Origin of the sequence: Pseudomonas sp. S30 (assembly GCF_016518545.1) — a bacterium.
GTDB lineage: Bacteria > Pseudomonadota > Gammaproteobacteria > Pseudomonadales > Pseudomonadaceae > Aquipseudomonas.
This window is the reverse complement of the sequence record NZ_JACVTO010000012.1, coordinates 39,314-60,727: the sequence shown is the minus strand read 5'-3', so window position 1 is coordinate 60,727 and position 21,414 is coordinate 39,314. Positions and strand designations below refer to the sequence as shown.

Sequence of the window (21,414 nt, the reverse complement as noted above, 5' to 3'; positions counted from 1 at the left end):
CCACTAACTGATGGCGGCGGGCAACCCCTTGAATGCCGCAAGTGCCCGTTCTCGACTCTTACGCAAGTCGACAATGGGGTTGCTGTATGAACTTGTATCAAATAACCCTGAAGATTTCACTGGTAAATGGATGTTCTTGTCATCCAAATGAGTGAGTTCGGGTAGCCAATGACGAATGAAGCGTCCATCTGGATCGAACCGCTGGGATTGAGTGACTGGATTGAAGATCCGGAAGTAAGGCACGGAGTCGGTTCCGGTCGAGGCGCTCCATTGCCAGCCGCCATTGTTCGCTGCCAGATCGCCATCAACCAGGTGACGCATGAAGTGCTGTTCGCCCTTGCGCCAATCGATCAACAGGTTCTTGCTCAGGAACATCGCCGACACCATGCGCAGGCGGTTGTGCATCCAGCCGGTCTCAAGCAGCTGGCGCATGGCGGCGTCGATCAGCGGAAAGCCGGTGCGCCCTTCCTGCCAGGCCTTGAAATCTTCGGGCGCGTCGCGCCAGGGCAACGCTTCGGTATGGGCGCGAAAGGCCTTGTGGCGCGAGACCTGTGGATAACCCACCAGGATATGCTTGTAGAATTCACGCCAGAGCAGTTCCTCGATCCAAGTGCGAGCGCCCTTGCTGCCGCTGTCGAATTCACCCTGGTTGCTGGCCAGGGCGGCGTGCAGGCACTGGCGGGGGGAAATCACCCCGGCCGCCAGGTAGGCCGACAGCTGGCTGGTGCCGGGTGTGGCGGGCAGGTCGCGGGCCACGTGATAGTCGTCGATGCGCTGGTCGACGAAGCGGGCGAGGCGCGCCTGCGCTTCCTTCTCTCCGGCCGGCCAATGCTCGCGCAGGCTCTGTCGGGGTTTGTCGAAGCCTTGCAGGTGCTGGGGGATGGGATCGTTGGCGATAGACAGCTTCGCCTGGCGCTTCGCCGGATGAGCCAGGGAGGGCACGCTACGGTGCAAGTGCTCCAGGCATGCCTTGCGGAACTGCCCGAACACCTGAAAATAGTTGCCGGCCTTGGTCAACAGCGTGCCGGGCTTGAAGAACACCTGGTCCAGGTGAGTGTGCACGGCGATACCGGCGCCTTCGAGCTCATCGCGGGTGCACTGGTCGCGCTGTGCCTCGTTCAGGCCGTACTCGTCGTTCCAGTGCACCGACTGCACCTTGTGCTTGCGGCAGACCGCCAATACGGTCTCGGGGACCTGTTGCCAGGTGTCGGTGTGGGCGATCAGCAGGGGAATGTTGAGCGACTCGAGTGAGTGACGAAGGTCGCGCAGGTTACGCAGCCAGAAATCCACCTTGCCCGGTGCGTCGTCATGGGCCTGCCACTGCTGTGGGCTGGCGATCCACAAGGCGATCGTCGGCCCTTCATGGGTCGCGGCGCTCAGGGCCGTGTTGTCGTCGACGCGCAGATCGCTGCGCAACCAGATCAAATGCATCTCAGGGTCTCGCATCGAGGCTCGGGGTGGACTGCTGGATCAGCCGCAGGACCTGCTGCGGGGTCTCGAACAATTGGGAATTGGCAAGCCCCATGGTCTCCAGTCGCTCCTGATGAATGGGAGCGCTGATACCGCCCAGTAGTTTCAATTGCGTTACACCCTCCAGCGGCATCAGTGCAGGGACGTCGAGGCGTGCGCCCAGGTACAGCACCACCGCCCGCGGCTGCAGCCTGTCGACCACGTGCACCAGCTGCTTGCCCGTCACCGGGTACTCCAGCACCTCGACCGCCACGCCACTGCTGCTGAGTAGCCAGGCCGTCAGCCACAGCCGTTCGTTGAACGGCTGTTCGGCCACACTGGCCAGGAGCACGGGTGGGCCTTCGAGGGAATGGTTGTCGTGGTACACCCGCGCGCCGAGCTTGCTGCGCAGCCAGGTGTGGAAGAAGGACTGCTCCAGCCCAGCATCGAAATGATGACGCCAACGCTGCTCCAATTGTTCGAGCAGCGGCAGCAGTAGCTGATCGCACAGAGTGGTCGCTGGATACAGCGCCATGGCCTGGTTCAGCTGCTGATCCAGCGAACGCTGGGCAAGGTTGGCGATGGCCTCGATCAACTGCGTGCAGCGCGCCTGCCAATCGCCATTGAGCACCGGTGGCGTGCTGTTGCTGTTTTCCAGCAGGTCTCGAACCTGGCTGACCGAAGCACCACGTTCCAGCCATTGGAGGATATCGAGGACCTTCTGTACATGCGCCTCGCGATACAGCCGGTGGCCTTTGGGAGTGCGATCCGGAATCAACAGACCATAGCGTCGCTCCCAGGCCCGCAGGGTCACAGGGTTGACCCCGGTGCGCCGGGCCAGCTCGCCGATCGGTAGGTGATCTTCAGAGCGCATTGCGCAATCCCATGTTTTCAGGGTGCGGCTGCAGATAGGCCTGCTGCATGAGGTACGGATCCGGATGGTTACGCAGATGATGCTTGAGCAGGGTCAGCGGCACCACCAGCGGCACGATGCCTTCATGGTACTGGCTGATCAGCTGCTGCATTTCCGCTTTGTCGCTGCCGTCCAGTGCGTCGCGCAGATACCCGCACAGGTGCTGCAGCACGTTGCTGTGAGTGCCTCGACTGGCGCAGCGACGCAGCGCCTGCATCAGTTGGCTGAAGTAGCGTGGGCCGAGAACTTCTGGATCGTCATGACGGTTCATCTTGCCGAGCAGGCTGCCGAGTTCGCGATAAGCCTGGGGATTATGCGCCATCAACAGGTATTTGTAGCGCGAGTGGAAGTCGATCAGCGCACCGCGCGTGAGGCCCTCGCGCAGCAGGTTTTGCCAATCGGCATAGGCATAGACGCGGCTGATGAAGTTTTCCCGCAGCACGGGATCATGCAGGCGACCCTCTTCTTCCACGGGCAGGTCGGGGCGTCGTGCGCAGAAGGCCTGAGCATAGGCGCCGCGGCCCCCATGCACCGAAGGGCGGCCGTTGTCCTGATAAACCTTGACCCGCTCCAGGCCGCAGGACGGCGACTTCTGCATGAACACGTAGCCGCAGATATCGTCCAGCGCCTCGGCCATCTGTTCGCCGTAGGCACGCAGTGGCGCGGCCAGGTCGGTCCCGGGGTTGCGTGGATTGATCACTTCCGGCGCCTCCGGGTCGCCCACCAGGCGAATCGCTTCCCGAGGCGTACCCAGGCCGATGGCGACCTCGGGACACAGGGGCACCCAGTCGAAATGGGCGCCGAGCGACTGGCACAGGTCCGAGGCCTTGTGCCCGCCGTTGAAGCGCACGTCCTGACCCGCCAGGCAGGCACTGATGGCGATGCGGGGTTTGTCGATGACGCCCTGGGTGTCCATGCTGAATCTCCGTTAAACCTGTACAAGACGAATTTTATGTACAGGTTTATTCCAGCATATCGAAAAAAAAGTATGCAAGAAAAATTTTCCGTACACGTTATTCGAGGTGTTCGAGCAGTCGACGTGCGGCCTCCTGACCACTGAGCCAGGCGCCTTCCACTCGGCCCGACAGGCACCAGTCGCCACAGGCGTACAGGCCCTGATCGGCATCTGCCAACGCGCCCCATTCGTGACTGCCCGCCGGCCGCGCGTACAGCCAGCGGTGCGCCAGGGTGAAGGCGGGCGCCGGTACCACGCAACCGATCAATTCGGCGAATTCCCCACGCAGCGTCTCGATCACGGCCTCCTTGGGCAGATCGATCCCCTGGCGGCTCCAGTCAGCGGTGGCGTGCAGCACCCAGGTGTCCAGTGACTCGTCACGGCCCGGCTTGCTGCGATTGCGAGCCAGCCAGTCCAGCGGACTGTGCTGCACGAAGCAACCCTGCATCGGCGTGTCCAGGGAGGCGCTGAAGCCCAGGGCCACCGCCCAGGTCGGCTCCATCTGCACACCCGCCGCGACGGCGGCCAGTTTCGGCGTCGCCGCCAGCAGCGGTGTGGCCTGGGGCGCGGGAACGGCAATCACCACGCGACTGTAGGGGCCGTGCATGGCGCCCTCGGTGTCCTGCAGGTGCCAGAACTCGGTGCCCCTGAACACCTCTGCGATGCGACAGCCGAAGTGCACCGTAACGTCGTCGAGCAGGCCGCGGGTGATTGCGCTCATGCGCGGCACGCCGACCCAGCGGGTCTGCTCGTCAGGGGAGGGGGTGAGTTGGCCGTGGCGGTAGTTGTACAACTGGGGTTTCCATTGCGCCGCCCAGCCAGCGGCCACCCAGCCCTGCACTTCGTCGACGAAACGCCGGTCGCGCGCGGTGAAATACTGCGCGCCGAGGTCCAGCGCCCCGACGTCGCTGCGCTTGCTGGCCATGCGACCGCCACTGCCATGGCCCTTGTCGAACAGATGGACGATCTGCCCGGCCTTCTGCAGGGCCTGGGCGGCGGACAGGCCGGCGATGCCGGCCCCGATGATAGCGATAGGTATTGTCATGCTGGCCTCTTGGAACCGTGCTTGGAGCAGACTACCCTGGCAAACAAACCTGTACAACGCAGAAGTTTTGTATAAGGTTATTCCATCAAGAGGAACAGGTTGGCCTATGTTTATCCGAGAGCACTGCGTGGAAAAAGTGCCTTTGAAGTTAAAAATAGACCATGACCCCCAGCATAAGAGGACAGCGCCATGCACATCGTGCTGACAGGTGGAACAGGCTTGATCGGGCGGCATCTGTGTCAGCACTGGCTGGCTCAGGGGCATCGTCTGACGGTGTGGAGCCGCACGCCCGAGCGGATACCCCAGCTTTGTGGGGAGCGTGTGCGAGGGGTCGCCGATCTGCACGAGATCGCTGCATCCGAGCCTGTGGATGCGGTGGTCAACCTGGCCGGAGCGCCCATCGCCGACCGCCCGTGGACGGCCTCGCGGCGGCAGGTGCTGTGGGCCAGTCGCATCAGCCTGACCGAGCACCTGCTGGCCTGGCTGGAGCAGCGCAGCCAGCGGCCCGAGGTACTCATCTCCGGGTCGGCGGTGGGCTGGTACGGCGACGGCGGCGAGCGTGAGCTGACCGAGGCGTCGCCGCCGGTCAAGGAAGACTTCGCCAGCCAGCTGTGCATCGCCTGGGAGGAAACCGCACTGCGTGCACAGGCACTCGGCCTGCGCGTGGTACTGGTGCGGACCGGGCTGGTGCTGGCCGCCGACGGCGGGTTTCTCGCGCGCCTGCGCCTGCCCTACAAGTTGGGTCTGGGCGGGCCGCTGGGCAATGGCAGGCAGTGGATGCCCTGGGTGCATGTGGACGATCAAATCGCCCTGATTGATTTTCTCTTGCAGCGCGACGATGCCAGCGGTCCCTATAATGCCTGCGCACCGCAGCCGGTACGCAACCGCGAATTCGCCAAGGCGCTGGGCCATGCCTTGCATCGCCCGGCGGTGTTGCCGGTGCCGGCATTGCTGCTCAAGGCAGGGCTGGGCGAGATGTCCAACCTGCTGCTCGGCGGGCAACGGGCCCGCCCGGCGCGGCTGCTGGAGGCCGGTTTCGGTTTCCGCTTCGACGATCTGCAAACGGCGTTGGATGACCTGTCCGAGCGCCTCTGACATTAGGATGTTGCATGACCGATCACGCTCTGCTGCTGGTCAACCTGGGTTCACCGGCCTCCACCTCGGTGGCCGACGTGCGCCGCTACCTCAACCAGTTCCTCATGGACCCCTACGTCATCGACCTGCCGTGGCCGGTGCGGCGGTTGCTGGTGTCGCTGATCCTGATCAAGCGCCCTGAGCAGTCTGCCCACGCCTATGCGTCGATCTGGTGGGAAGAGGGCTCGCCACTGGTGGTGCTGACGCGTCGCCTGCAAGCGGCCATCACCCCGCATTGGCCCCACGGGCCGGTCGAAGTGGCTATGCGCTATGGTCAGCCGGCACTGCCCGAGGTGCTCGAGCGCCTGGCCGGCCAGGGTGTACGCAGGGTAACGCTGGCGCCGCTGTACCCGCAGTTCGCCGACAGCACCGTCACCACGGTGGTGGAGCTGGCGCGCCAGACCCTGGCCGAACGCAAGCTGGACCTGGACATGCGCGTGCTGCAACCCTTCTACGATGAGCCTGACTACATCCAGGCCCTGGTCCACAGCACCCGCTCGTACCTGGCGCAGGACTACGATCACCTGCTGCTGAGTTTCCACGGCCTGCCGGAGCGGCACCTGAAGAAACTCGATCCCACCGGTTCGCACTGCCTGCAGAGCGCCAACTGCTGCGAAACCGCCTGCGCCGCGGTGCGCAAGGTGTGCTATCGCTCCCAGTGCCTGGCCAGTGCAGCCGCCTTCGCCAAGGCCGCAGGCATACCTGACGGCAAGTGGTCGGCCTCGTTCCAGTCGCGCCTGGGGCGCGCGAAGTGGATCGAACCCTACACCGAAACGCGCCTGGACGAACTGGCGGCGGCCGGAGTCAAGAAGTTGCTGGTGATGTGCCCGGCGTTCGTCGCCGACTGCATCGAGACACTGGAAGAGATTGGCGATCGCGGCAAGGAGCAGTTCATCGAAGCGGGCGGTGAAGAATTGGTGCTGGTGCCTTGCTTGAATGATGACCGGCATTGGGCGCAGGTGCTCGCCGGGCTTTGCGAGAAGGCGTGAGCGAGAAGGCCTGAGGCATAACGCTTGCAACGAAATGGGGCCGCGATTGCGGCCCCTTTTCGTTCACGCGCAGCTCAAGGCAGCGGGTCGTCGAGCCGCTTGTTCTTCCAGCCGTCGTTGCCCGGCAGGATCAGGTTCAGGACGATGGCCACCACTGCGCACAGGGCGATGCCTTTCAGGCCCCAGTCGTCGGGGCCGTCGCCGCTGCCGATCAGTACGCCGCCGATGCCGAACACCAGCGTCACCGACACGATCACCAGGTTGCGCGCCTCGGCCAGGTCGATCTTGTGGCGGATCATGGTATTGAGGCCCACCGCAGCGATCGAGCCGAACAGCAGGCACAGGATGCCGCCCATCACCGGTACCGGAATGCTCTGCAGCAGGGCGCCGAACTTGCCGATGAACGCCAGGGTGATGGCGAACACCGCCGCCCAGGTCATGATCTTCGGGTTGTAGGCTTTGGTCAGCATCACCGCGCCGGTCACCTCGGCATAGGTGGTATTGGGCGGGCCGCCGAACAGGCCCGCAGCGGTGGTGGCCAGGCCGTCACCGAACAGGGTGCGGTGCAGGCCGGGCTGCTTCAGGTAGTCGCGCCCCGTCACGCTGCCGACCGCGATCACTCCGCCGATGTGCTCGATGGCGGGCGCCAGGGCGACCGGAACGATGAACAGAATGGCCTGCCAATTGAATTCCGGGGCGGTGAACTTCGGCAGTTCCAGCCAGGGCGCGGCAGCGATCTTCGCCGTGTCGACCACGCCGAAGGCGAACGACAGGGCGAAGCCCACCACCACGCCGGCGATGATCGGCACCAGGCGGAAGATGCCCTTGCCGAACACTGCGACGACGAGGGTGGTGAGCAGGGCCGGCATGGAGATCAGCATGGCGGTCTGGTAGGACATCAGCGCACTGCCATCGCCGCCCTTGCCCATGGCCATGTTGGCGGCGATCGGCGCCATGGCCAGGCCGATGGAAATGATCACCGGCCCGATCACCACCGGTGGCAGCATGCGGTCGATGAACCCGGTGCCCTTGATCTTCACCATCAGGCCCATGAAGGTGTAGACGAAGCCGGCCGCCATCACCCCGCCCATGGTCGCCGCCAGGCCGAACTGGCCCTTGGCCAGAATGATGGGGGTGATGAAGGCGAAGCTCGATGCCAGGAATACCGGTACCTGACGGCCCGTGACCAGCTGGAACAACAGGGTGCCCAGGCCCGCGGTAAACAGCGCCACGTTGGGATCCAGCCCGGTGATCAGCGGCATGAGCACCAAGGCGCCGAAGGCCACGAAGAGCATCTGGGCGCCCGAAACGACCTGTCGCCAGAGCGGGTCGTTGAAGCCGTCCTGCATGATCAGGCGTCCTTCTGCTTGGTGCCGAAGATCTTGTCGCCGGCATCGCCCAGGCCCGGCACGATGTAGCCGTGTTCGTTGAGGCGCTGATCGATCGAAGCGGTGTAGATCTGTACGTCGGGATGGGCCTTGTCGACCACGGCGATGCCTTCCGGGGCGGCGACCAGGACCATGGCACGGATTTCACGGCAGCCGGCCTTTTTCAGCAGGTCGATGGTGGCGACCATGGAGTTGCCGGTGGCCAGCATCGGGTCGATGATCAGCGCCAGGCGCTGGTTGATGTCCGGCGCCAGCTTTTCCAGGTAGGTGTGGGCTTCGAGGGTTTCCTCGTTGCGCGCCACGCCCACGGCGCTGACCTTGGCACCTGGCACCAGGCTGAGCACGCCGTCGAGCATGCCGATGCCGGCGCGCAGGATTGGTACCACGGTGATCTTCTTGCCGGCGATCTTCTCGACCTGGACCTTGCCGCACCAGCCGTCGATCTCGTAGGTTTCCAGGGGCAGGTCCTGGGTGGCTTCATAGGTCAGCAGCGCGCCGACTTCCTGGGCGAGTTCGCGAAAATTCTTGGTGCTGATGTCGGCGCGGCGCATCAGGCCGAGCTTGTGGCGGATCAGCGGATGGCGGATCTCACGAGTGGGCATAGGAAAAGCTCCGGAAGGCGGGCAAAAAAACCGCGCTAGGTTAATCTATTCAGTCCCTGATGTCGTGCAGTCATTGTGCACGTTAGTCCATAAACACTTGATCTGTAGCCAGCGGATGCGTACCGTTGCCCGCTTTTCCAAAATGCACCTCCCGGAGAGCGCCCCATGTCCGCCGATCTCGAGCATATCCGCCAAGTGATGAGCGAGGCCGATTGCCTGTATTCCGAAGCCCAGGTCGAAGCGGCCATCGCCCAGGTCGGCGAGCGGATCTGCCAGGACCTGCACGACAAGAATCCCGTGGTGTTCTGCGTGATGAACGGCGGGCTGATCTTCGCCGGCAAGCTGCTTACCCACTTGCAGTTCCCGCTTGAAGCCTCCTACCTGCACGCCACGCGCTACCGCAACCAGACCAGCGGCGGCGAGCTGTTCTGGAAGGCCAAGCCGGAAGTTTCGTTCATCGACCGCGACGTACTGATCGTCGACGACATCCTCGACGAGGGCCACACCCTCAGCGCGATCATCGACTTCTGCAAGCATGCCGGCGCCCGTTCGGTGTACACCGCCGTGCTGATCGACAAGGATCACGACCGCAAGGCCAGTCCCGACCTGAAGGCCGACTACGTGGGCCTGCCGTGCGTGGATCGCTACATCTTCGGCTATGGCATGGACTACAAGGGCTACTGGCGCAACGCCAATGGCATCTTCGCCGTGAAGGGGATGTAAGCCGTGCGCCAGCCCGCTTTCATCGACAAGACGCTGTTCGACGGGCTGGCCGAAAAGGCTGCGGGCAACCCGCGCGGCCGTCAGCACCACAACTTCCATGAGATGGAAGAGCCTTGCCATCGCTGTCCGTAGGGCCTGGCTACCACGACTGGATGCGCGCGCAGTTCGACTGATCGCCGCTGAATAGGCATGCTAGGGGGCCTTGCCAAGGAGCCTCCCATGCGTGCCTTCCTCCCTCTGCTGCTAGCGCTGAGCCTGCCGCTCGCCGCTGCCCCGCTGCACAGCCAGTTCCTGCCGCCGGACGACCTTTCCCTGCGCCAGCAGGCGCCCGAAGCCCAGCAATTGCTGCAGGTCACCGAGTACTCGGTGGTGGTGGGCGCTCAGCGTCAATCCAGCCAGCAGCCGATCCCCATCACCGCGTCGGTGACTCTGCGTTTGAAAGGCAAGCCGCTGAACAAAGGGGCCACCCTCAGCCAGGTGCTGGTGAGCTTCGACGGCGAGGGCGGCAAGAGCCTCAAGCGGCCCACCTTCGACGACGCCACACGCACCCTGACGTTGAATTATCCACAGGCCGACTACCGGGTGATCATGGACCTGCTGCGCAACGAGACGCTGTACGTGCAGTTCCTCAGTTATGCCAACGGCCATGTGTGGGCCGACCTGCATACCGGCAGCGTACGCGCGCGTTGAGAGGCGAGGGCCGCGCCGGGTACACTGCCCGCCTTAGAAATGGCCCGTGAAAGCCCAGTTGGAGTCGGTAGATGCGTAAAGACAAGAAGCAGGTTATCGGTGACGAGATCAGCGACGACTACATCAAGACGTTCCTTCAGTTCGAGCCGGCCGATGGCCGCACCTCGCCTTCGCACCACAAGCTGATCAAGGCTTACCGGGGCCTTCGCATCGACGATTTCGAGCGGTTCGTGAAGTTCTTCGTCGAGGCCGGCCATGACGTGGACGGCAAGGACGAGCAGGGCAAGACCTTCGCCGAGGCGATCGTCGACCAGCGCAACGCACCAGAATACATCGAGGTGATCGACAAGGCGCGCGGCTGACGCGTCGGCCCGCCACCAGGCGCGACGTGACCGTCAGCGCCGTGGTGGGCGTCAGGCCGGGCAGGCCCGGCCTTCGCCGCTCAGGCAGGGCCTAGACCGACTGGCGTTGCCCGTCTTCGGCGTGTTGCAGCGGCTCGGCTTCGCCCAGCCCCAGGGCGGCATCGTTGGCGGCGCTGATCTGCTGATACAGCGCCGCATCGGTGGCCAGGGTCTTCTCGCGGGCCGGGAAGATTTCCTCGAGCTTGGCTGCCCAGGCGCCTCGAGTCTGCTCGGGGAAGCAGCGCTCGAGCAGCTCGAGCATGATCGAGACGGTCACCGAGGCACCTGGCGAGGCGCCGAGCAGCGCAGCCAGGCTGCCGTCGGCGGCCGAGACCAGCTCGGTGCCAAACTGCAGGATGCCGCCCTTTTTCGGGTCCTTCTTGATGATCTGCACGCGCTGGCCGGCCACCTCCAGGCGCCAGTCCTCGGCCTTGGCCTCAGGGTAGAAGCGGCGCAGCGAGTCCAGGCGCTGTTCCATCGACTGCATCACTTCGCTGACCAGGTACTTGGTCAGGTCCATGTTGTCGCGGGCGACGGCCAGCATCGGGCCGATGTTGCCCATGCGCACCGACAGCGGCAGGTCCATCAGCGAGCCGTGCTTGAGGAACTTGGTGGTGAAGCCGGCATAAGGCCCGAACAGCAGCGACTTCTTGCCATCGACCACGCGCGTGTCCAGGTGCGGCACCGACATCGGCGGGGCGCCCACTGCCGCCTGGCTGTAGACCTTGGCCTGGTGCTGGCTGACGATGGCAGGGTTGTCGCAACGCAGCCACTGGCCGCTGACCGGGAAGCCGCCGAAGCCCTTGCTTTCCGGGATGCCCGAGGCCTGCAGCAGCGGCAGGGCAGCGCCGCCGGCGCCGAGGAAGACGAAGCGGGCGTCCACGTCGCGGCTGCTGCCGCTGTTGACGTCCTTGATCGTGACGGTCCAGCCGTTGCCCTTGCGGTGCAGGTTGGTGACCTTCTTGCTGTACTTGACCTGGGCGGCAGGGCTGTCGCCGAGCAGCTTGAGCAGCTTGTTGGTCAAGGCGCCGAAATTGACGTCGGTGCCCTTGAGCACGCGGGTGGCCGCGATGTGCTGGTCGGCTGGGCGACCGGGCATCATCAGCGGCATCCACTGCTGCATCACGGACTTGTCTTCGGTGTATTCCATGTGGCTGAAGGCGTGATGCTGCTTGAGCAACTCGAAGCGCTTCTTCAGAAAGGCGATGCCCTTGTCACCCTCGACGTAGCTCAGGTGCGGCACGGCGTTGATGAAGTCGCGCGCAGGGCCGAACCCACCCTTGCGGCTCAGGTAGGCCCAGAACTGGCGCGAGACCTCGAACTGGGTATTGATGTGCACGGCCTTCTTGATGTCGATGCTGCCATCGGCGGCCTGCGGGGTGTAGTTCAGCTCGCACAGGCCGGCGTGGCCGGTGCCGGCGTTGTTCCAGGGGTTGGAGCTTTCCGCGGCCCCGGAGTCCATCGCCTCGACGACTTCCAGCGTGATCGCAGGGTCCAGCTCCTTGAGCAGTACGGCCAGGGTGGCACTCATGATGCCAGCGCCTACCAGTACCACATCAACCGATTCGTTCTGCGCCATTAACGCGTCTCCACAATCTACAGCACCTAATTGACAGCATAGGACCCCTGGGTTGGCCAGGATCGCCATGTCCGACTCTTCGCAGTTGTTGCAACTCCAGCGGACACCGCCAATCGGTCTTCGGGTGTTCGGTCATTGAACGCCATTTGCCAGCACTGCGGCAATTCGACTTATGGTCAGGTGATCCGTCGTGGGTTATGGACCGGCCTCAGGCGCCCATCCAGGATGAGCGCCCAGGCCGACTGCTCGGGGCTGAGGAAAACGCCGTTGCCGCTGTTGCACATGCCAGACTGTTCATTTGCTCGCCACACTCTCGTGAAGTTGTGAAAACCGTTTTTCCACGCTCTTTTGGAGACGTGAACCTCAAAAGTGGACTGCGCGAGGGCAACCCGCAGGTTCATGGGCAGCGGACGGCCGGAGACAGCAGGCACGACAGCCGATGCAGGACCTGAGTGGAAGGCTCTCTGTGGGCAAGGCGGTGAAGGTGCCGGGGTCAAGCGGCGAGTGCAGGGCCCGATCAGGAGACGTCCTTATAATCGGGGGGAGATTATAACGAGGTCGCGGGCAGAAAGGTCGTACTTCTTGGCTTTTTATTACCGTGTTTGTCAGGCTGCCAGCAGGCGCTCCGGCCAACGGCGTCTGGCCGGCGTGCACACCCGCGCACTGCCAGGCAGTGGCCGACCCAGCCAGGCCAGGTGCGCCTCGCTGACCTGAACCCAGCCGCTGCCCGTGGGCGCCTGGCCGCAGCGCTTGAACGCCAGGCACTTGCCTTCGCCGTCGAGGCGGGCGTAGGTGTTGTCACGCGAGCGTTTGAAGAGCAGGTTCCAGAGCGAGGCCATGGTGGCGAGTCCTGTCTGATCGGAGGTGGCGCCAGCATAGCGGTGCGGCCATGAAGCGCACGTGACAGAAGCATGCGTTCGCCATGACAAACGTCGCCTGCATCCTGGCTGCAGCTTCATGTTCCGAAGCTTGCCGCTTGGGTCGTGCCACTCGTTATACTGTGGGCCTTTGCCGCTTTTTCTGGAGAAATGCGCATGCTGCAACGTCTGTTGTTCGGTTTGATGGCGGTGGCTACCCTGAGCCTGGTCGGCTGTGCCCACAGCCCGCAGCAACTGAGCCCGCAACCCAAGCTCACGGCCCAGCTCAACCCTGTCGGCCGTGGCCAGCCGGTCGAGGTCAAGGTGGTCGACGGGCGTGGTTCGCAGTCGCTGGGTACTCGCGGCGGCATGTACCCCGAGACCAGCACCATCAGCGTCAGTGGCAATGACGTGGTGCCCAAGCTGCAGGCTCAGGCCGAGGCAGCCGTGCGCCTGCTCGGCTTCACCCCGACCCGCGGCGCAGGCAATGCGCCGCAATTGACCGTGACCCTGGCCGAGCTCAAGTACCAGTCGCCCAAGGACAAGATGTACGTCACCGAAGCGACCATCGGCGCCACCTTCCGCGCCGACGTGAACAACGGCAACCGCCGCTACAGCGGTCGCTATGGTGCGTCCCTGGATCAGCGCTTCGGCATGGCGCCGAACCAGGAAACCAACACCAAGCTGGTCAGCGACGTGCTCAGCGATGCCCTGACCCGGCTGTTCAAGGACCCGTCGATCAGCCAGATGCTGGCTCAGTAACGGGTTTCAGCCTCATGAAAAAACCCGCCGCCGGTATTCCGGGCGGCGGGTTTTTTTGTGGGCGCGGGCAAGGCACAGGCCGCCTCGAGGCCTCAGGCGGCCTCGATACCGAAATTCAGCAGGCTCAGGCCGGTCTGCAGGTCGAGTTCCGGCAGGTCGTCATGGGCATGCCCGCCCAGGGCGCAATACACCAGCCAGCGGCGGTCATGGACGTTGATCGAACAGCCGTCGATCAATGCCTGCTGCTCGTCGCTCTGGGCGACCAGATAGAGGCGGTCCTGGTTTTCGGCATGCAGCATGTCAAGCTCCGGTCTCGAGAAGGCCGATAGAGTGGCCTTCTCGGATGACGAGCGTATGACAGGCGAAATTTAGGGCGTGCCGGGCAGGGCCGCCGAACGGCTCTACCAGCGGCCTCCCGCGCACCCGCGGAGCGCCCCTGGGCTCACGCGATCTCGGCCTGGCGTTTGACCTGATACTGGTTGCGTACCGGCGTCGCGTATTGCAACACCAGGTAGGGCCGGTGCTCGACCGGGCAGGCGTCCAGCCGGCTTTGCCATTGCTCCCGTGCCCGCGCCAGCTCCTCGGCGGGGAACACCGCTTCGGCGCTGGGCACGGCCAGGGCCGGGTCCTGCTCGTCCCACATGGCGTAGGCCAGGTAGTGGGCGGGAAACAGCCGGTAGCCGCCGAGGATCTGTCGATCGATGGCCTGCGCCAATTGCTTGGTGTCCTCGTGGTACTCGGTGATGGGCGCGGCGAAGTTGATGTGCACCCGGCCTTTGTAGCCGGTGATGCCCTGGGCGATGCTGTTGTCGTCCTCGCCGGGCACCTTGGTGTAGCTGCCGGTGGTGGCGCGGATGTACAACTCGCGGGCCTTGGCCTGATCGCATGGGTCGTATTCGTAGCTGATCGACACCGGGATCAGGTTCAGACTCTGCACCACTGCGCCGAAGGCTTCCTCCTTGCGGCTCATGTGGAACATCTTGAGAATGGCCGAATCGGTGCGGTCATCGCCATCCTTGGCGCGCCCCTCGGCCTGGGCGATCCAGATCGAGGCGCCATCCTTGCGGATCGAATGGTTGATGTAGGCCGACAGCAACTGATAGGCCGCCAGTTTCTCGCGCCGGCCACTGATGGAGCGGTGCACGATGAAGCTCTTGTTCAGGCGCATCATGTCGCTGACGAAGGGCTTTTGCAGCAGGTTGTCGCCGATGGCGATGCGTGGGGTTGGCAGGCCGGCATGGTAGACGGCGTAGTTGACGAAGGCCGGGTCCATGACGATGTCGCGGTGGTTGGCCAGGAACAGGTAGGCACTGCCGGATTTCAACTGCTCGACACCGGTGTAGGTGACCCCGTCGGTGGCGCGGTCGATGGTGCGATCGACGTAGTACTCGACCTTGTCCTGCAAGGTCGCCACGCTGCTGACGCCGGCGAACTCCTTGCGCAGGCGTCGGGCGATCAGCGGCCTGAGCAGCCAGCCGAAGGCACCGGCCAGGCGCGGGAACCGGAAGTGGGTGAGGATATCGAGAAATGCCGGATCGCTGAGCAGGCGTGCCAGAACGGCAGGGACTTCAGCGTCGTCGTAAGGTCGGATGGCATCGAATTCGCCCATCATGCTCTCTTGTTGGAAACGGCTAGAGTAATAAGGTAGGGGCGGGGCCAAGAAAACGGCTCGGACACACACGGACCCCGTAGACAGACCGGCAATTATACGCATAAGTCACTGCACAGGCCCCCGATGCTCGAAATCGACTCCTACGACTGTCCCTATTGCGGCGAACGCGTCGAAACCACTGTCGACCTGTCCGCCGGCGACCAGCACTACACCGAGGATTGCCAGGTGTGCTGCCAGCCCATCGTGTTCATCCTGCAGGTGCACGATGACCAATGGATGCTCGAGGCACGCCGGGAGGATGACGCCTGATGCGCAGGATCTACGAACCGGCGAGCCTGATGGAAGCGCAGATGCTGATCGGCATGCTGACCAGCGAAGGCGTGGCGGTGCACCTGATCGGCGCCGATCTGGTCGGCGCCATGGGCGACCTGCCCTTGCAGGGACTGCTGGCCCTGGCGGTGGACGATGAGCAGGCGGGCTACGCACGGCAGCTGATCGATGCGTACAATGCCGCCCAGCCCCTCGCCGGTGATGAGCCAGAGGCTTTTCCCGGCACCTTGATCTGTTAGGTGTGCTTCTTTATATGTGTGGACGCTATGCCCTGTTTCGCTGGTCCCAGGCCTTCGCTGCGCTGCCGGGGTTTCCGAGCGACCAGAGGGCGCAATGGAACATTTCGCCCGGTGCCTCGGTGCTCATCCAGCGCCAGCTCGACGGTCAGGTGCAATTGGCCAGGGCCCGATGGGGGCTTACGCCGCCGTGGCTCACCGACCTGTCGCGCACCCCGGCCCATGCCCGCGCCGAAACCCTCGCCGAGCAGCCGATGTTCCGCGAGGCGTTTCGCCTGCGTCGCTGCCTGCTGCCGGCCAACGGTTTCTACGAGTGGCGGGGTACGGCACGCAAGCGGCCCTATTGGGTGACGCCAGGGGAGGGTGCCTCGCTGTTCTATGCCGGTATCTGGGAAGCCTATCCCGTGCAGGAGCAGGTGTGGCTCAGCTGTGCAGTGGTCACCCAGGCGGCCATGAACCAGCGTCGGCCATTGATCCTCGATGAGGCGGGGCAGGCGGCCTGGCTGGACCCCCAGACACCCCTGGTGCGGTTGCAGGAGCTGCTGGCCAGCCCGCAGGCGAGCTTGCGTGAGCGGGCGTTGGCGCACCTGGTCAATGATCCGCAACTCGACGGACCGCAGTGCCTGACGCCGGCCTGACTCCTGGGCGTGGCCATCGCGGGTGAACCAGCGCTGCGTTCGGTCGCGGCGTGCCCACGATGGGCGCGCCGCGACGCTGCGCCCTACACTCTGAACTGATTGATCAGCCGCCGCTGCTGCTCGGCAAGCCGGGTCAGTTCGGCGCTGGCCTGGCTCGACTCGTCGGCGCCGCCTGCCACTTCACCGGCCACCTGGCCGATGTTGGTGACGTTGCGGTTGATGTCCTCGGCCACTGCACTCTGCTGTTCGGCAGCGCTGGCGATCTGCGTGTTCATGTCGGTGATCACCGACACCGCCTGGGTGATGCTCTCCAGCGCCTGGGCGGCGCGGCTGGCCTGCTGCACGCTGTCGTCGGTCTTGCCCTGGCTGTCCTCCATGACCTTGACCACATCGCGGGTGCCCTGCTGCAACTGCTGGATCATCTGCTGGATTTCCTGGGTCGCCTGCTGGGTTTTCTGCGCCAGGTTGCGCACCTCGTCGGCGACCACGGCAAAGCCGCGGCCCTGCTCGCCGGCTCGCGCGGCCTCGATCGCGGCGTTCAAGGCCAGCAGGTTGGTCTGCTCGGCGATGGCACGGATGGTCACCAGGATGGCATTGATGTTCTCGCTGTCGCGGGCCAGGCTCTGCACCACGCCCACCGCCCGGCCGATTTCGCCGGCCAGGGCGCTGATCGAGTGCGAGGTGTCACGCACGATCTGCATGCCCTGGCTGGCAGCCTGGTCGGCGTGGGTGGCCGCCTGCGCGGCATGGGTGGCGTTGCGCGCGACGTCCTGGGCTGTGGCGGTCATTTCCTGCACCGCCGTGGCCACCTGGTCGATCTCCGCCAATTGCCGGTGCATGCCCTGGTTGGTGCGAATGGCGATGTCGGCGGTGTGCTCGGACGAGTCGCTGACCTTCTGCACCGAGCTCACCACCTGGCTGATCATCGCCTGCAGCTTGCCCAGGAAGGTGTTGAAGCCGCTGGCGATGGCGCCCAGTTCGTCGGCGCGGTCGCTGTGCAGGCGCCGGGTGAGGTCGCCCTCGCCCTGGGCAATGTCGTCGAGCATGGTCACCATCTGCTTCAACGGCCGGGCGATGCCCAGGGCCAGCAGCCAGATCACCAGCAGCCCGAGGCCGGCGATACCCAGGCCGACGCCGGTCATGCCGGCGATGTCGTTGCGCCGTTGCGAGGCCAGGTCCTGTTGCAGTTGCGTGACATCGGCCATCACCGTGCTCAAGGGCAGTTGCAGCAGCAGCGTCCAGCGTGCGTCGGTGTTGGCGATGTGGAACGGCAGGTACAGCTCGATGCGGTCTTTGCTGCGGTCGATCTGGTAGTGCAGGTTGTCGTCCTTGCTCGCCAGGGCGGTGGCTTCGGTTGCATCGAGCACGTCGCTGGCTTTCTCGCCGAACTTGGCCGGATCCTTGGTGTAGGCCACCAGCCGGCCGTTGCCGGAGACCAGCGCCAGTTCGCCCGCGCCGTCGTACAGCTGGCGGTCGGCGGCATTGAGCAGGTCCTGGATGAAGTCCACCGAAAGGTCGGCGCCGGCGATGCCCTGGAACTGACCCTTGACCAGGATCGGCTCGACGAACGAGGCGAGCATCACCGTCTTGTCACCCACCTTATAAGGTGCTGGGTCGATCACGCAGGCCTTGCGGCTTTCCTTGGGGCACAGGTAGTACTCACTGGCGCGCACACCGGTGGCCAGCACGGTCTGGTCGTCGACGTCCACCAGCCGGTCCTGGCCGAGAGTGCCGTCGGCATTGCGGAACCACCAGGGCAGAAAGCGCTGGCCATTGACGTCGGCGTGATCCAGGGCGTTGGGCTCCCAGCCCAGGTAGGCGCCCAGCACGTTGGGGTTGTCCTCGACGGTGCGCTTGAGCAGGTTGCTCAGGTAGGCGCGATCGATCTGCAGCAGCGGCTTGCCGTCGGCATCCTGCTGGCCGATAAGGCTGCTGAGGGTGGCCAGGCCGCGGCTGATGGTCAGCGGCGCTTCCAGTCCGCGCTGGATTTCGCTGATCTGGGTGCGGGCCAGGGCCGACAGGCGCTGCTCGATGACCGCCTCGAACTGCTGCTGGGTGCGGTGCTGCACCAGCGCCTGGGTTTTCGCGCCAGCCCAGACGGCGTAGAGCACCAGCGCGGCGACGATGCTCAACACGATGGCGCCGGCCAGCGCCGCCACGGAAAACTGGATCGACTTGAACTTCATGATCGAAAAGCCCCATGCCAGGAGATCGTTGTCCCGGGTTATCGGCGTGGGCGAAGCAAAGCATGAGGGTGGCAGATCGGAAATCTCGCGCCAACCCCTGGCAGGGGCGCGCGTCAGCGCCTAGGATACGCGGCATGTAAAAAGAGGGAGTCTTTTCATGCGTAAGTCATTCGTGGTCAGCCTGTTGAGCGCCAGCGTCCTGCTGGGCGGCTGCCAGGCGGTCAACACCACCAGCGGTGGCTCGGTGGGCGTGGAGCGCAAGCAGTACATGTTCAGCATGCTGTCCACCGACGAGGTCAATCAGATGTACGCGCAGTCGTACCAGCAGACACTGGGCGAGGCGTCGAGCAAGGGTGTGCTGGACAAGACCAGCGCCGACGCTCGCCGCGTGCAGCTGGTCGCCGACCGGCTGATCGCCCAGGCGCCCCAGTTCCGCCCCGATGCGGCGCAGTGGAAATGGGAAGTCAACGTGATCAAGAGCGACGAGCTCAATGCCAACTGCGGTCCGGGCGGCAAGATCATCGTCTACACCGGCCTGATCGATCAGCTCAAGCTCACCGATGCCGAGCTGGCGGCGGTGATGGGCCACGAGATCGCCCATGCGCTGCGCGAGCACGGCCGTGAAGCGATGTCCAAGGCCTATGGCGTGAACATGGCGCGACAAGGTGCCGGCGCGCTCTTGGGCCTGGGTCAGGACAGCATGGCGCTGGCCGACACCGTGGTGAACTACGCCATGACCTTGCCCAACAGCCGGGCCAACGAGAACGAAGCCGACCTGATCGGCCTCGAACTGTCGGCGCGCGCCGGTTACGACCCGAACGCCGCGATCACGCTGTGGAACAAGATGAGCAAGGCGTCCGAAGGTGCTCCGCCCGAATTCATGAGTACCCACCCGGCCTCCAGCAGCCGTATCGCTTCGTTGCAGGCGGCCATTCCCAAGGTGATGCCGCTGTACCAGGCCGCCAAGCGCTGAAGGCGGCAAGTGGGTAGCAGGATGCGGTCGGCGCCAGGCGCGCCGGCCGTTGCAGCCGCGGGCGACGTCACTCATGACGCGGCCCCTACACCCAGCCACTGGTCTTCATGGCCGAGTACACCGCCACGGCCGCCAGCACGAAGAACGCAGCCGCTGCCAGGCGGCGAATCAGTGTCAGGGGCAGTTTGTCGGCGGCGAAGTTGCCCGCCAGCACCACCGGTACGTTGGCGATCAGCATACCCAGGGTGGTGCCGACGATCACCAGGATCAGGTGTGGATACTGGGCGGCCAGCATCACCGTGGCCACCTGGGTCTTGTCACCGATTTCGGCCAGGAAGAAGGCGATCAGCGTGGTCAGGAAGGGGCCGAAGCGGCGGGCGTTGCTGGCTTCGTCATCGTCCATCTTGTCCGGGACCAGGGTCCACAGTGCGGTGGCGGTGAAGCTGGCGGCGAGGATCCAGTGCAGCACGCTCTCGGTGAAGAATCCGCTGACCCAGGCGCCCACCGCACCGGCGGCCGCGTGGTTGGCCAGGGTTGCCGCGACGATACCGGCGATGATCGGCCACGGCTTGCGAAAGCGGGCCGCGAGAATGAGCGCGAGCAGTTGCGTCTTGTCGCCGATTTCGGCGAGCGCAACGATGGCGGTGGGGACCAGCAGGGATTCCAGCATCAGGGTTCCTACGGGGGCGGGTCGACACGGCTATGACACGTACAGCCTTCCCGCCCCGGGTAAGGTGTGCGTGTCATAGGTCTTGTCAAACCCCGGGCTCATCTGTGTGAGCCGTAAGGTCGTACGCGCCATGGTCTGCGGACCAAGTGTGTTGACGCGTACCGGGCAAGCAGAGGGTGCTTGCGGGAGACTACTCCCCTAGGACGGAGCGGATTCTGCCTAGCCGTTTCCGTTTCGGCAAGCGCTTTTTTTCAACGGCGTTCGGCGCGATAAATGCGGAATCCGTCGCCCTCGGCGCGCACTTCGCAGTTGCCGAGTGCAGCCTCGATCAGCGGCTGATAGCGCAGGAACGTGTTGGCAACTACGCGAATTTCACCCGATTTCTGTAGCTTTTTCGCTGATTTTAGCAGCAGGTTTTCCGACGCCTGGTAATCGGTATGGACCCCTGTATGAAAGGGTGGATTGCTTACGATCGCATTCAGTCCATCGGGGGCGGCGTCGATCCCATCCCCGCAAATTACGTCCCCCTCCAGACCATTGGCCGCCAGCGTCAGCCGGCTGGCGGCCACGGCGAAGGCATCGACGTCGAGCAGGGTCACCTGGCTGTCGGGGTAACGCCGCTTGAGCGTCGCACCCAGTACTCCGGCGCCACACCCGAAGTCCAGTACATGGCCCTTGGGCAGGTGTTCCAGGTGCTGCAATAACAAGGCGCTGCCACGGTCCAGCCGACCATGGCTGAACACCCCTGGCAGGCTGACGACCTGAAGCGGACCGTCTTCGAGGGGCAGATCGAAGCGCTTGGCCCAGTGTTCGAGCGGCGAGGCGGCCGGGGCGCTGTCCACCGTGACCTGCCAGAGCTGGCAGTGGCGCGCGCTGTCGAGCTTGCGCGGTCTGCCGAAGGCTTGCAGGCGCTTGGCCGCCCCTTCGATGCCCCCGCGTTTCTCTCCCACCAGGTACAGGGTGCGCCCTGCCAGCCGCGCGGCCAGTGCGTCCAGCAGGTAGGCGGCCAGCTCGCGGGATTTGGGCAGCAGCAGCACGGCCGCGTCGAAGGGGACGTCCGGCACCTCGACACCGAAGTGACAGCGGCCCGGGAAGCGCTGCTGGAGCAGCGCGTGGTCGCCAGCATGCCAGGTCCAGACGTTGGCCTGGGGCAACTGCCCGAGTGCGCCATCGGCTGCCGCCCCGGCGATCAGCAGTGGTCCCTGGAACAGGTCCGCCTGGCGGAGCAACACTTCACTGCGCGGATCCATTCGGAGATCTCCTGGAAAAAGCGCGGAGTGTA

General features: G+C 64.6%; 23 protein-coding genes, 2 pseudogenes and 1 riboswitch. Of the genes and pseudogenes, 11 read left to right on the top strand and 14 right to left on the bottom strand.

The genetic code is table 11. From position 1 onward, the window contains the following. Window positions 1–3: 3 nt before the first annotated feature. From phrB to IAE34_RS14755, 4 genes are all read right to left on the bottom strand, one after another. Window positions 4–1,431, bottom strand: coding sequence for a deoxyribodipyrimidine photo-lyase (gene phrB, locus IAE34_RS14770; protein ID WP_200139703.1), 1,428 nt, complete (start codon window positions 1,429–1,431; stop codon window positions 4–6). A 1-nt stretch (window position 1,432) separates the two neighbouring features. Next, window positions 1,433–2,323 (bottom strand): MerR family transcriptional regulator, encoded by an 891-nt coding sequence (locus tag IAE34_RS14765; RefSeq protein ID WP_200139702.1) that lies wholly within the window; start codon window positions 2,321–2,323, stop codon window positions 1,433–1,435. Beyond that, window positions 2,313–3,278, bottom strand: a complete 966-nt coding sequence (locus IAE34_RS14760) for a YbgA family protein (RefSeq protein ID WP_200139701.1) — start codon at window positions 3,276–3,278, stop codon at window positions 2,313–2,315. The genes IAE34_RS14765 and IAE34_RS14760 overlap by 11 nt, the downstream gene beginning before the upstream one ends. Window positions 3,279–3,375: 97 nt before the next feature. Beyond that, window positions 3,376–4,362 carry an NAD(P)/FAD-dependent oxidoreductase gene (locus tag IAE34_RS14755; RefSeq protein ID WP_200139700.1) on the bottom strand — a complete coding sequence of 329 codons (987 nt, stop codon included), beginning with the start codon at window positions 4,360–4,362 and terminating at the stop codon, window positions 3,376–3,378. Between the two features lie 189 nt (window positions 4,363–4,551). Between IAE34_RS14755 and IAE34_RS14750 the strand changes: the two genes are divergently transcribed. Continuing rightward, complete coding sequence (locus tag IAE34_RS14750) at window positions 4,552–5,457, top strand: TIGR01777 family oxidoreductase (protein ID WP_200139699.1); 906 nt, start codon at window positions 4,552–4,554, stop codon at window positions 5,455–5,457. A gap of 14 nt (window positions 5,458–5,471) precedes the next feature. Continuing rightward, window positions 5,472–6,485, top strand: coding sequence for a ferrochelatase (gene hemH / locus IAE34_RS14745; RefSeq protein ID WP_200139698.1), 1,014 nt, complete (start codon window positions 5,472–5,474; stop codon window positions 6,483–6,485). A 74-nt stretch (window positions 6,486–6,559) separates the two neighbouring features. On the opposite strand, the gene IAE34_RS14740 is transcribed toward hemH, so the two are convergent. Both IAE34_RS14740 and upp read right to left on the bottom strand, forming a co-directional pair. Then, window positions 6,560–7,834: a uracil-xanthine permease family protein gene (locus IAE34_RS14740; protein WP_200139697.1), complete on the bottom strand. Its 1,275-nt coding sequence runs from the start codon at window positions 7,832–7,834 to the stop codon at window positions 6,560–6,562. Window positions 7,835–7,836: 2 nt separating this feature from the next. Then, the gene (gene upp / locus IAE34_RS14735) at window positions 7,837–8,475 is read right to left on the bottom strand and encodes a uracil phosphoribosyltransferase (RefSeq protein WP_200139696.1); all 639 of its coding nucleotides are present in this window, start codon (window positions 8,473–8,475) and stop codon (window positions 7,837–7,839) included. Between the two features lie 165 nt (window positions 8,476–8,640). On the opposite strand from upp, the gene IAE34_RS14730 reads away from it, so the two are divergent. From IAE34_RS14730 to IAE34_RS14715, 4 genes and pseudogenes are all read left to right on the top strand, one after another. Next, window positions 8,641–9,198 (top strand): hypoxanthine-guanine phosphoribosyltransferase, encoded by a 558-nt coding sequence (locus tag IAE34_RS14730; RefSeq protein ID WP_200139695.1) that lies wholly within the window; start codon window positions 8,641–8,643, stop codon window positions 9,196–9,198. 3 nt (window positions 9,199–9,201) lie between these two features. After that, window positions 9,202–9,321 (top strand): annotated as a pseudogene (locus tag IAE34_RS14725) (WbuC family cupin fold metalloprotein); the annotation flags it as partial. 96 nt (window positions 9,322–9,417) lie between these two features. Then, window positions 9,418–9,888, top strand: coding sequence for a hypothetical protein (locus IAE34_RS14720; protein WP_200139694.1), 471 nt, complete (start codon window positions 9,418–9,420; stop codon window positions 9,886–9,888). 71 nt (window positions 9,889–9,959) lie between these two features. Next, the gene (locus IAE34_RS14715) at window positions 9,960–10,250 is read left to right on the top strand and encodes a PA4642 family protein (protein ID WP_200139693.1); all 291 of its coding nucleotides are present in this window, start codon (window positions 9,960–9,962) and stop codon (window positions 10,248–10,250) included. A gap of 91 nt (window positions 10,251–10,341) precedes the next feature. Here the strand turns inward: IAE34_RS14715 and mqo are convergent, their stop codons facing one another. Continuing rightward, window positions 10,342–11,868, bottom strand: coding sequence for a malate dehydrogenase (quinone) (mqo, locus tag IAE34_RS14710; protein ID WP_200139692.1), 1,527 nt, complete (start codon window positions 11,866–11,868; stop codon window positions 10,342–10,344). Between the two features lie 605 nt (window positions 11,869–12,473). Further along, window positions 12,474–12,707 (bottom strand): hypothetical protein, encoded by a 234-nt coding sequence (locus IAE34_RS14705; protein WP_200139691.1) that lies wholly within the window; start codon window positions 12,705–12,707, stop codon window positions 12,474–12,476. Between the two features lie 195 nt (window positions 12,708–12,902). On the opposite strand from IAE34_RS14705, the gene IAE34_RS14700 reads away from it, so the two are divergent. Further along, window positions 12,903–13,487, top strand: a complete 585-nt coding sequence (locus tag IAE34_RS14700; protein ID WP_200139690.1) for a YajG family lipoprotein — start codon at window positions 12,903–12,905, stop codon at window positions 13,485–13,487. Between the two features lie 92 nt (window positions 13,488–13,579). Here IAE34_RS14700 and IAE34_RS14695 read toward each other — a convergent pair whose 3' ends face one another. Continuing rightward, the gene (locus IAE34_RS14695) at window positions 13,580–13,786 is read right to left on the bottom strand and encodes a hypothetical protein (protein WP_200139689.1); all 207 of its coding nucleotides are present in this window, start codon (window positions 13,784–13,786) and stop codon (window positions 13,580–13,582) included. A 143-nt stretch (window positions 13,787–13,929) separates the two neighbouring features. Beyond that, window positions 13,930–15,096, bottom strand: a complete 1,167-nt coding sequence (locus IAE34_RS14690) for a 1-acyl-sn-glycerol-3-phosphate acyltransferase (protein WP_200139688.1) — start codon at window positions 15,094–15,096, stop codon at window positions 13,930–13,932. A gap of 126 nt (window positions 15,097–15,222) precedes the next feature. Between IAE34_RS14690 and IAE34_RS14685 the strand changes: the two genes are divergently transcribed. Genes IAE34_RS14685 through IAE34_RS14675 form a run of 3 tightly spaced genes read left to right on the top strand, consistent with a single transcriptional unit; the run spans window position 15,223 to window position 16,303 of the window. Then, the gene (locus IAE34_RS14685) at window positions 15,223–15,408 is read left to right on the top strand and encodes a CPXCG motif-containing cysteine-rich protein (RefSeq protein WP_200139687.1); all 186 of its coding nucleotides are present in this window, start codon (window positions 15,223–15,225) and stop codon (window positions 15,406–15,408) included. After that, window positions 15,408–15,668 (top strand): putative signal transducing protein, encoded by a 261-nt coding sequence (locus tag IAE34_RS14680; protein WP_200139686.1) that lies wholly within the window; start codon window positions 15,408–15,410, stop codon window positions 15,666–15,668. Before IAE34_RS14685 ends, IAE34_RS14680 begins: the two co-directional genes overlap by 1 nt. Window positions 15,669–15,682: 14 nt before the next feature. Then, on the top strand, window positions 15,683–16,303 hold the full coding sequence (locus IAE34_RS14675) for an SOS response-associated peptidase (protein WP_200139685.1): 621 nt from the start codon (window positions 15,683–15,685) through the stop codon (window positions 16,301–16,303). 83 nt (window positions 16,304–16,386) lie between these two features. Here the strand turns inward: IAE34_RS14675 and IAE34_RS24780 are convergent, their stop codons facing one another. Next, entirely contained in the window at window positions 16,387–17,142 is a 756-nt protein-coding gene (locus IAE34_RS24780) for a methyl-accepting chemotaxis protein (RefSeq protein ID WP_442793200.1), read from the bottom strand. 99 nt (window positions 17,143–17,241) lie between these two features. Then, window positions 17,242–17,445: pseudogene (locus IAE34_RS24775) on the bottom strand (HAMP domain-containing protein); the annotation flags it as partial. A 1,201-nt stretch (window positions 17,446–18,646) separates the two neighbouring features. Here IAE34_RS24775 and IAE34_RS14665 point away from each other — a divergent pair. After that, window positions 18,647–19,462: a M48 family metallopeptidase gene (locus IAE34_RS14665; protein WP_200139683.1), complete on the top strand. Its 816-nt coding sequence runs from the start codon at window positions 18,647–18,649 to the stop codon at window positions 19,460–19,462. An 85-nt stretch (window positions 19,463–19,547) separates the two neighbouring features. On the opposite strand, the gene IAE34_RS14660 is transcribed toward IAE34_RS14665, so the two are convergent. Together IAE34_RS14660 and IAE34_RS14655 are read right to left on the bottom strand one after the other, a co-directional pair. Next, window positions 19,548–20,132, bottom strand: a complete 585-nt coding sequence (locus tag IAE34_RS14660) for a TMEM165/GDT1 family protein (protein ID WP_200139682.1) — start codon at window positions 20,130–20,132, stop codon at window positions 19,548–19,550. Between the two features lie 87 nt (window positions 20,133–20,219). Continuing rightward, window positions 20,220–20,344: riboswitch (yybP-ykoY riboswitch) on the bottom strand. Between the two features lie 39 nt (window positions 20,345–20,383). Further along, window positions 20,384–21,382: a class I SAM-dependent methyltransferase gene (locus IAE34_RS14655; protein WP_200139681.1), complete on the bottom strand. Its 999-nt coding sequence runs from the start codon at window positions 21,380–21,382 to the stop codon at window positions 20,384–20,386. Window positions 21,383–21,414: the final 32 nt, after the last annotated feature.

What these genes read in the sequence shown, in the direction of transcription:
- phrB (WP_200139703.1), bottom strand. Translation starts at nt 1,431, where the DNA reads ATGCATTTGATCTGGTTGCGCAGCGATCTGCGCGTCGACGACAACACG.
- IAE34_RS14765 (WP_200139702.1), bottom strand. Translation starts at nt 2,323, where the DNA reads ATGCGCTCTGAAGATCACCTACCGATCGGCGAGCTGGCCCGGCGCACC.
- IAE34_RS14760 (WP_200139701.1), bottom strand. Translation starts at nt 3,278, where the DNA reads ATGGACACCCAGGGCGTCATCGACAAACCCCGCATCGCCATCAGTGCC.
- IAE34_RS14755 (WP_200139700.1), bottom strand. Translation starts at nt 4,362, where the DNA reads ATGACAATACCTATCGCTATCATCGGGGCCGGCATCGCCGGCCTGTCC.
- IAE34_RS14750 (WP_200139699.1), top strand. Translation starts at nt 4,552, where the DNA reads ATGCACATCGTGCTGACAGGTGGAACAGGCTTGATCGGGCGGCATCTG.
- hemH (WP_200139698.1), top strand. Translation starts at nt 5,472, where the DNA reads ATGACCGATCACGCTCTGCTGCTGGTCAACCTGGGTTCACCGGCCTCC.
- IAE34_RS14740 (WP_200139697.1), bottom strand. Translation starts at nt 7,834, where the DNA reads ATGCAGGACGGCTTCAACGACCCGCTCTGGCGACAGGTCGTTTCGGGC.
- upp (WP_200139696.1), bottom strand. Translation starts at nt 8,475, where the DNA reads ATGCCCACTCGTGAGATCCGCCATCCGCTGATCCGCCACAAGCTCGGC.
- IAE34_RS14730 (WP_200139695.1), top strand. Translation starts at nt 8,641, where the DNA reads ATGTCCGCCGATCTCGAGCATATCCGCCAAGTGATGAGCGAGGCCGAT.
- IAE34_RS14720 (WP_200139694.1), top strand. Translation starts at nt 9,418, where the DNA reads ATGCGTGCCTTCCTCCCTCTGCTGCTAGCGCTGAGCCTGCCGCTCGCC.
- IAE34_RS14715 (WP_200139693.1), top strand. Translation starts at nt 9,960, where the DNA reads ATGCGTAAAGACAAGAAGCAGGTTATCGGTGACGAGATCAGCGACGAC.
- mqo (WP_200139692.1), bottom strand. Translation starts at nt 11,868, where the DNA reads ATGGCGCAGAACGAATCGGTTGATGTGGTACTGGTAGGCGCTGGCATC.
- IAE34_RS14705 (WP_200139691.1), bottom strand. Translation starts at nt 12,707, where the DNA reads ATGGCCTCGCTCTGGAACCTGCTCTTCAAACGCTCGCGTGACAACACC.
- IAE34_RS14700 (WP_200139690.1), top strand. Translation starts at nt 12,903, where the DNA reads ATGCTGCAACGTCTGTTGTTCGGTTTGATGGCGGTGGCTACCCTGAGC.
- IAE34_RS14695 (WP_200139689.1), bottom strand. Translation starts at nt 13,786, where the DNA reads ATGCTGCATGCCGAAAACCAGGACCGCCTCTATCTGGTCGCCCAGAGC.
- IAE34_RS14690 (WP_200139688.1), bottom strand. Translation starts at nt 15,096, where the DNA reads ATGGGCGAATTCGATGCCATCCGACCTTACGACGACGCTGAAGTCCCT.
- IAE34_RS14685 (WP_200139687.1), top strand. Translation starts at nt 15,223, where the DNA reads ATGCTCGAAATCGACTCCTACGACTGTCCCTATTGCGGCGAACGCGTC.
- IAE34_RS14680 (WP_200139686.1), top strand. Translation starts at nt 15,408, where the DNA reads ATGCGCAGGATCTACGAACCGGCGAGCCTGATGGAAGCGCAGATGCTG.
- IAE34_RS14675 (WP_200139685.1), top strand. Translation starts at nt 15,683, where the DNA reads ATGTGTGGACGCTATGCCCTGTTTCGCTGGTCCCAGGCCTTCGCTGCG.
- IAE34_RS24780 (WP_442793200.1), bottom strand. Translation starts at nt 17,142, where the DNA reads ATGCACCGGCAATTGGCGGAGATCGACCAGGTGGCCACGGCGGTGCAG.
- IAE34_RS14665 (WP_200139683.1), top strand. Translation starts at nt 18,647, where the DNA reads ATGCGTAAGTCATTCGTGGTCAGCCTGTTGAGCGCCAGCGTCCTGCTG.
- IAE34_RS14660 (WP_200139682.1), bottom strand. Translation starts at nt 20,132, where the DNA reads ATGCTGGAATCCCTGCTGGTCCCCACCGCCATCGTTGCGCTCGCCGAA.
- IAE34_RS14655 (WP_200139681.1), bottom strand. Translation starts at nt 21,382, where the DNA reads ATGGATCCGCGCAGTGAAGTGTTGCTCCGCCAGGCGGACCTGTTCCAG.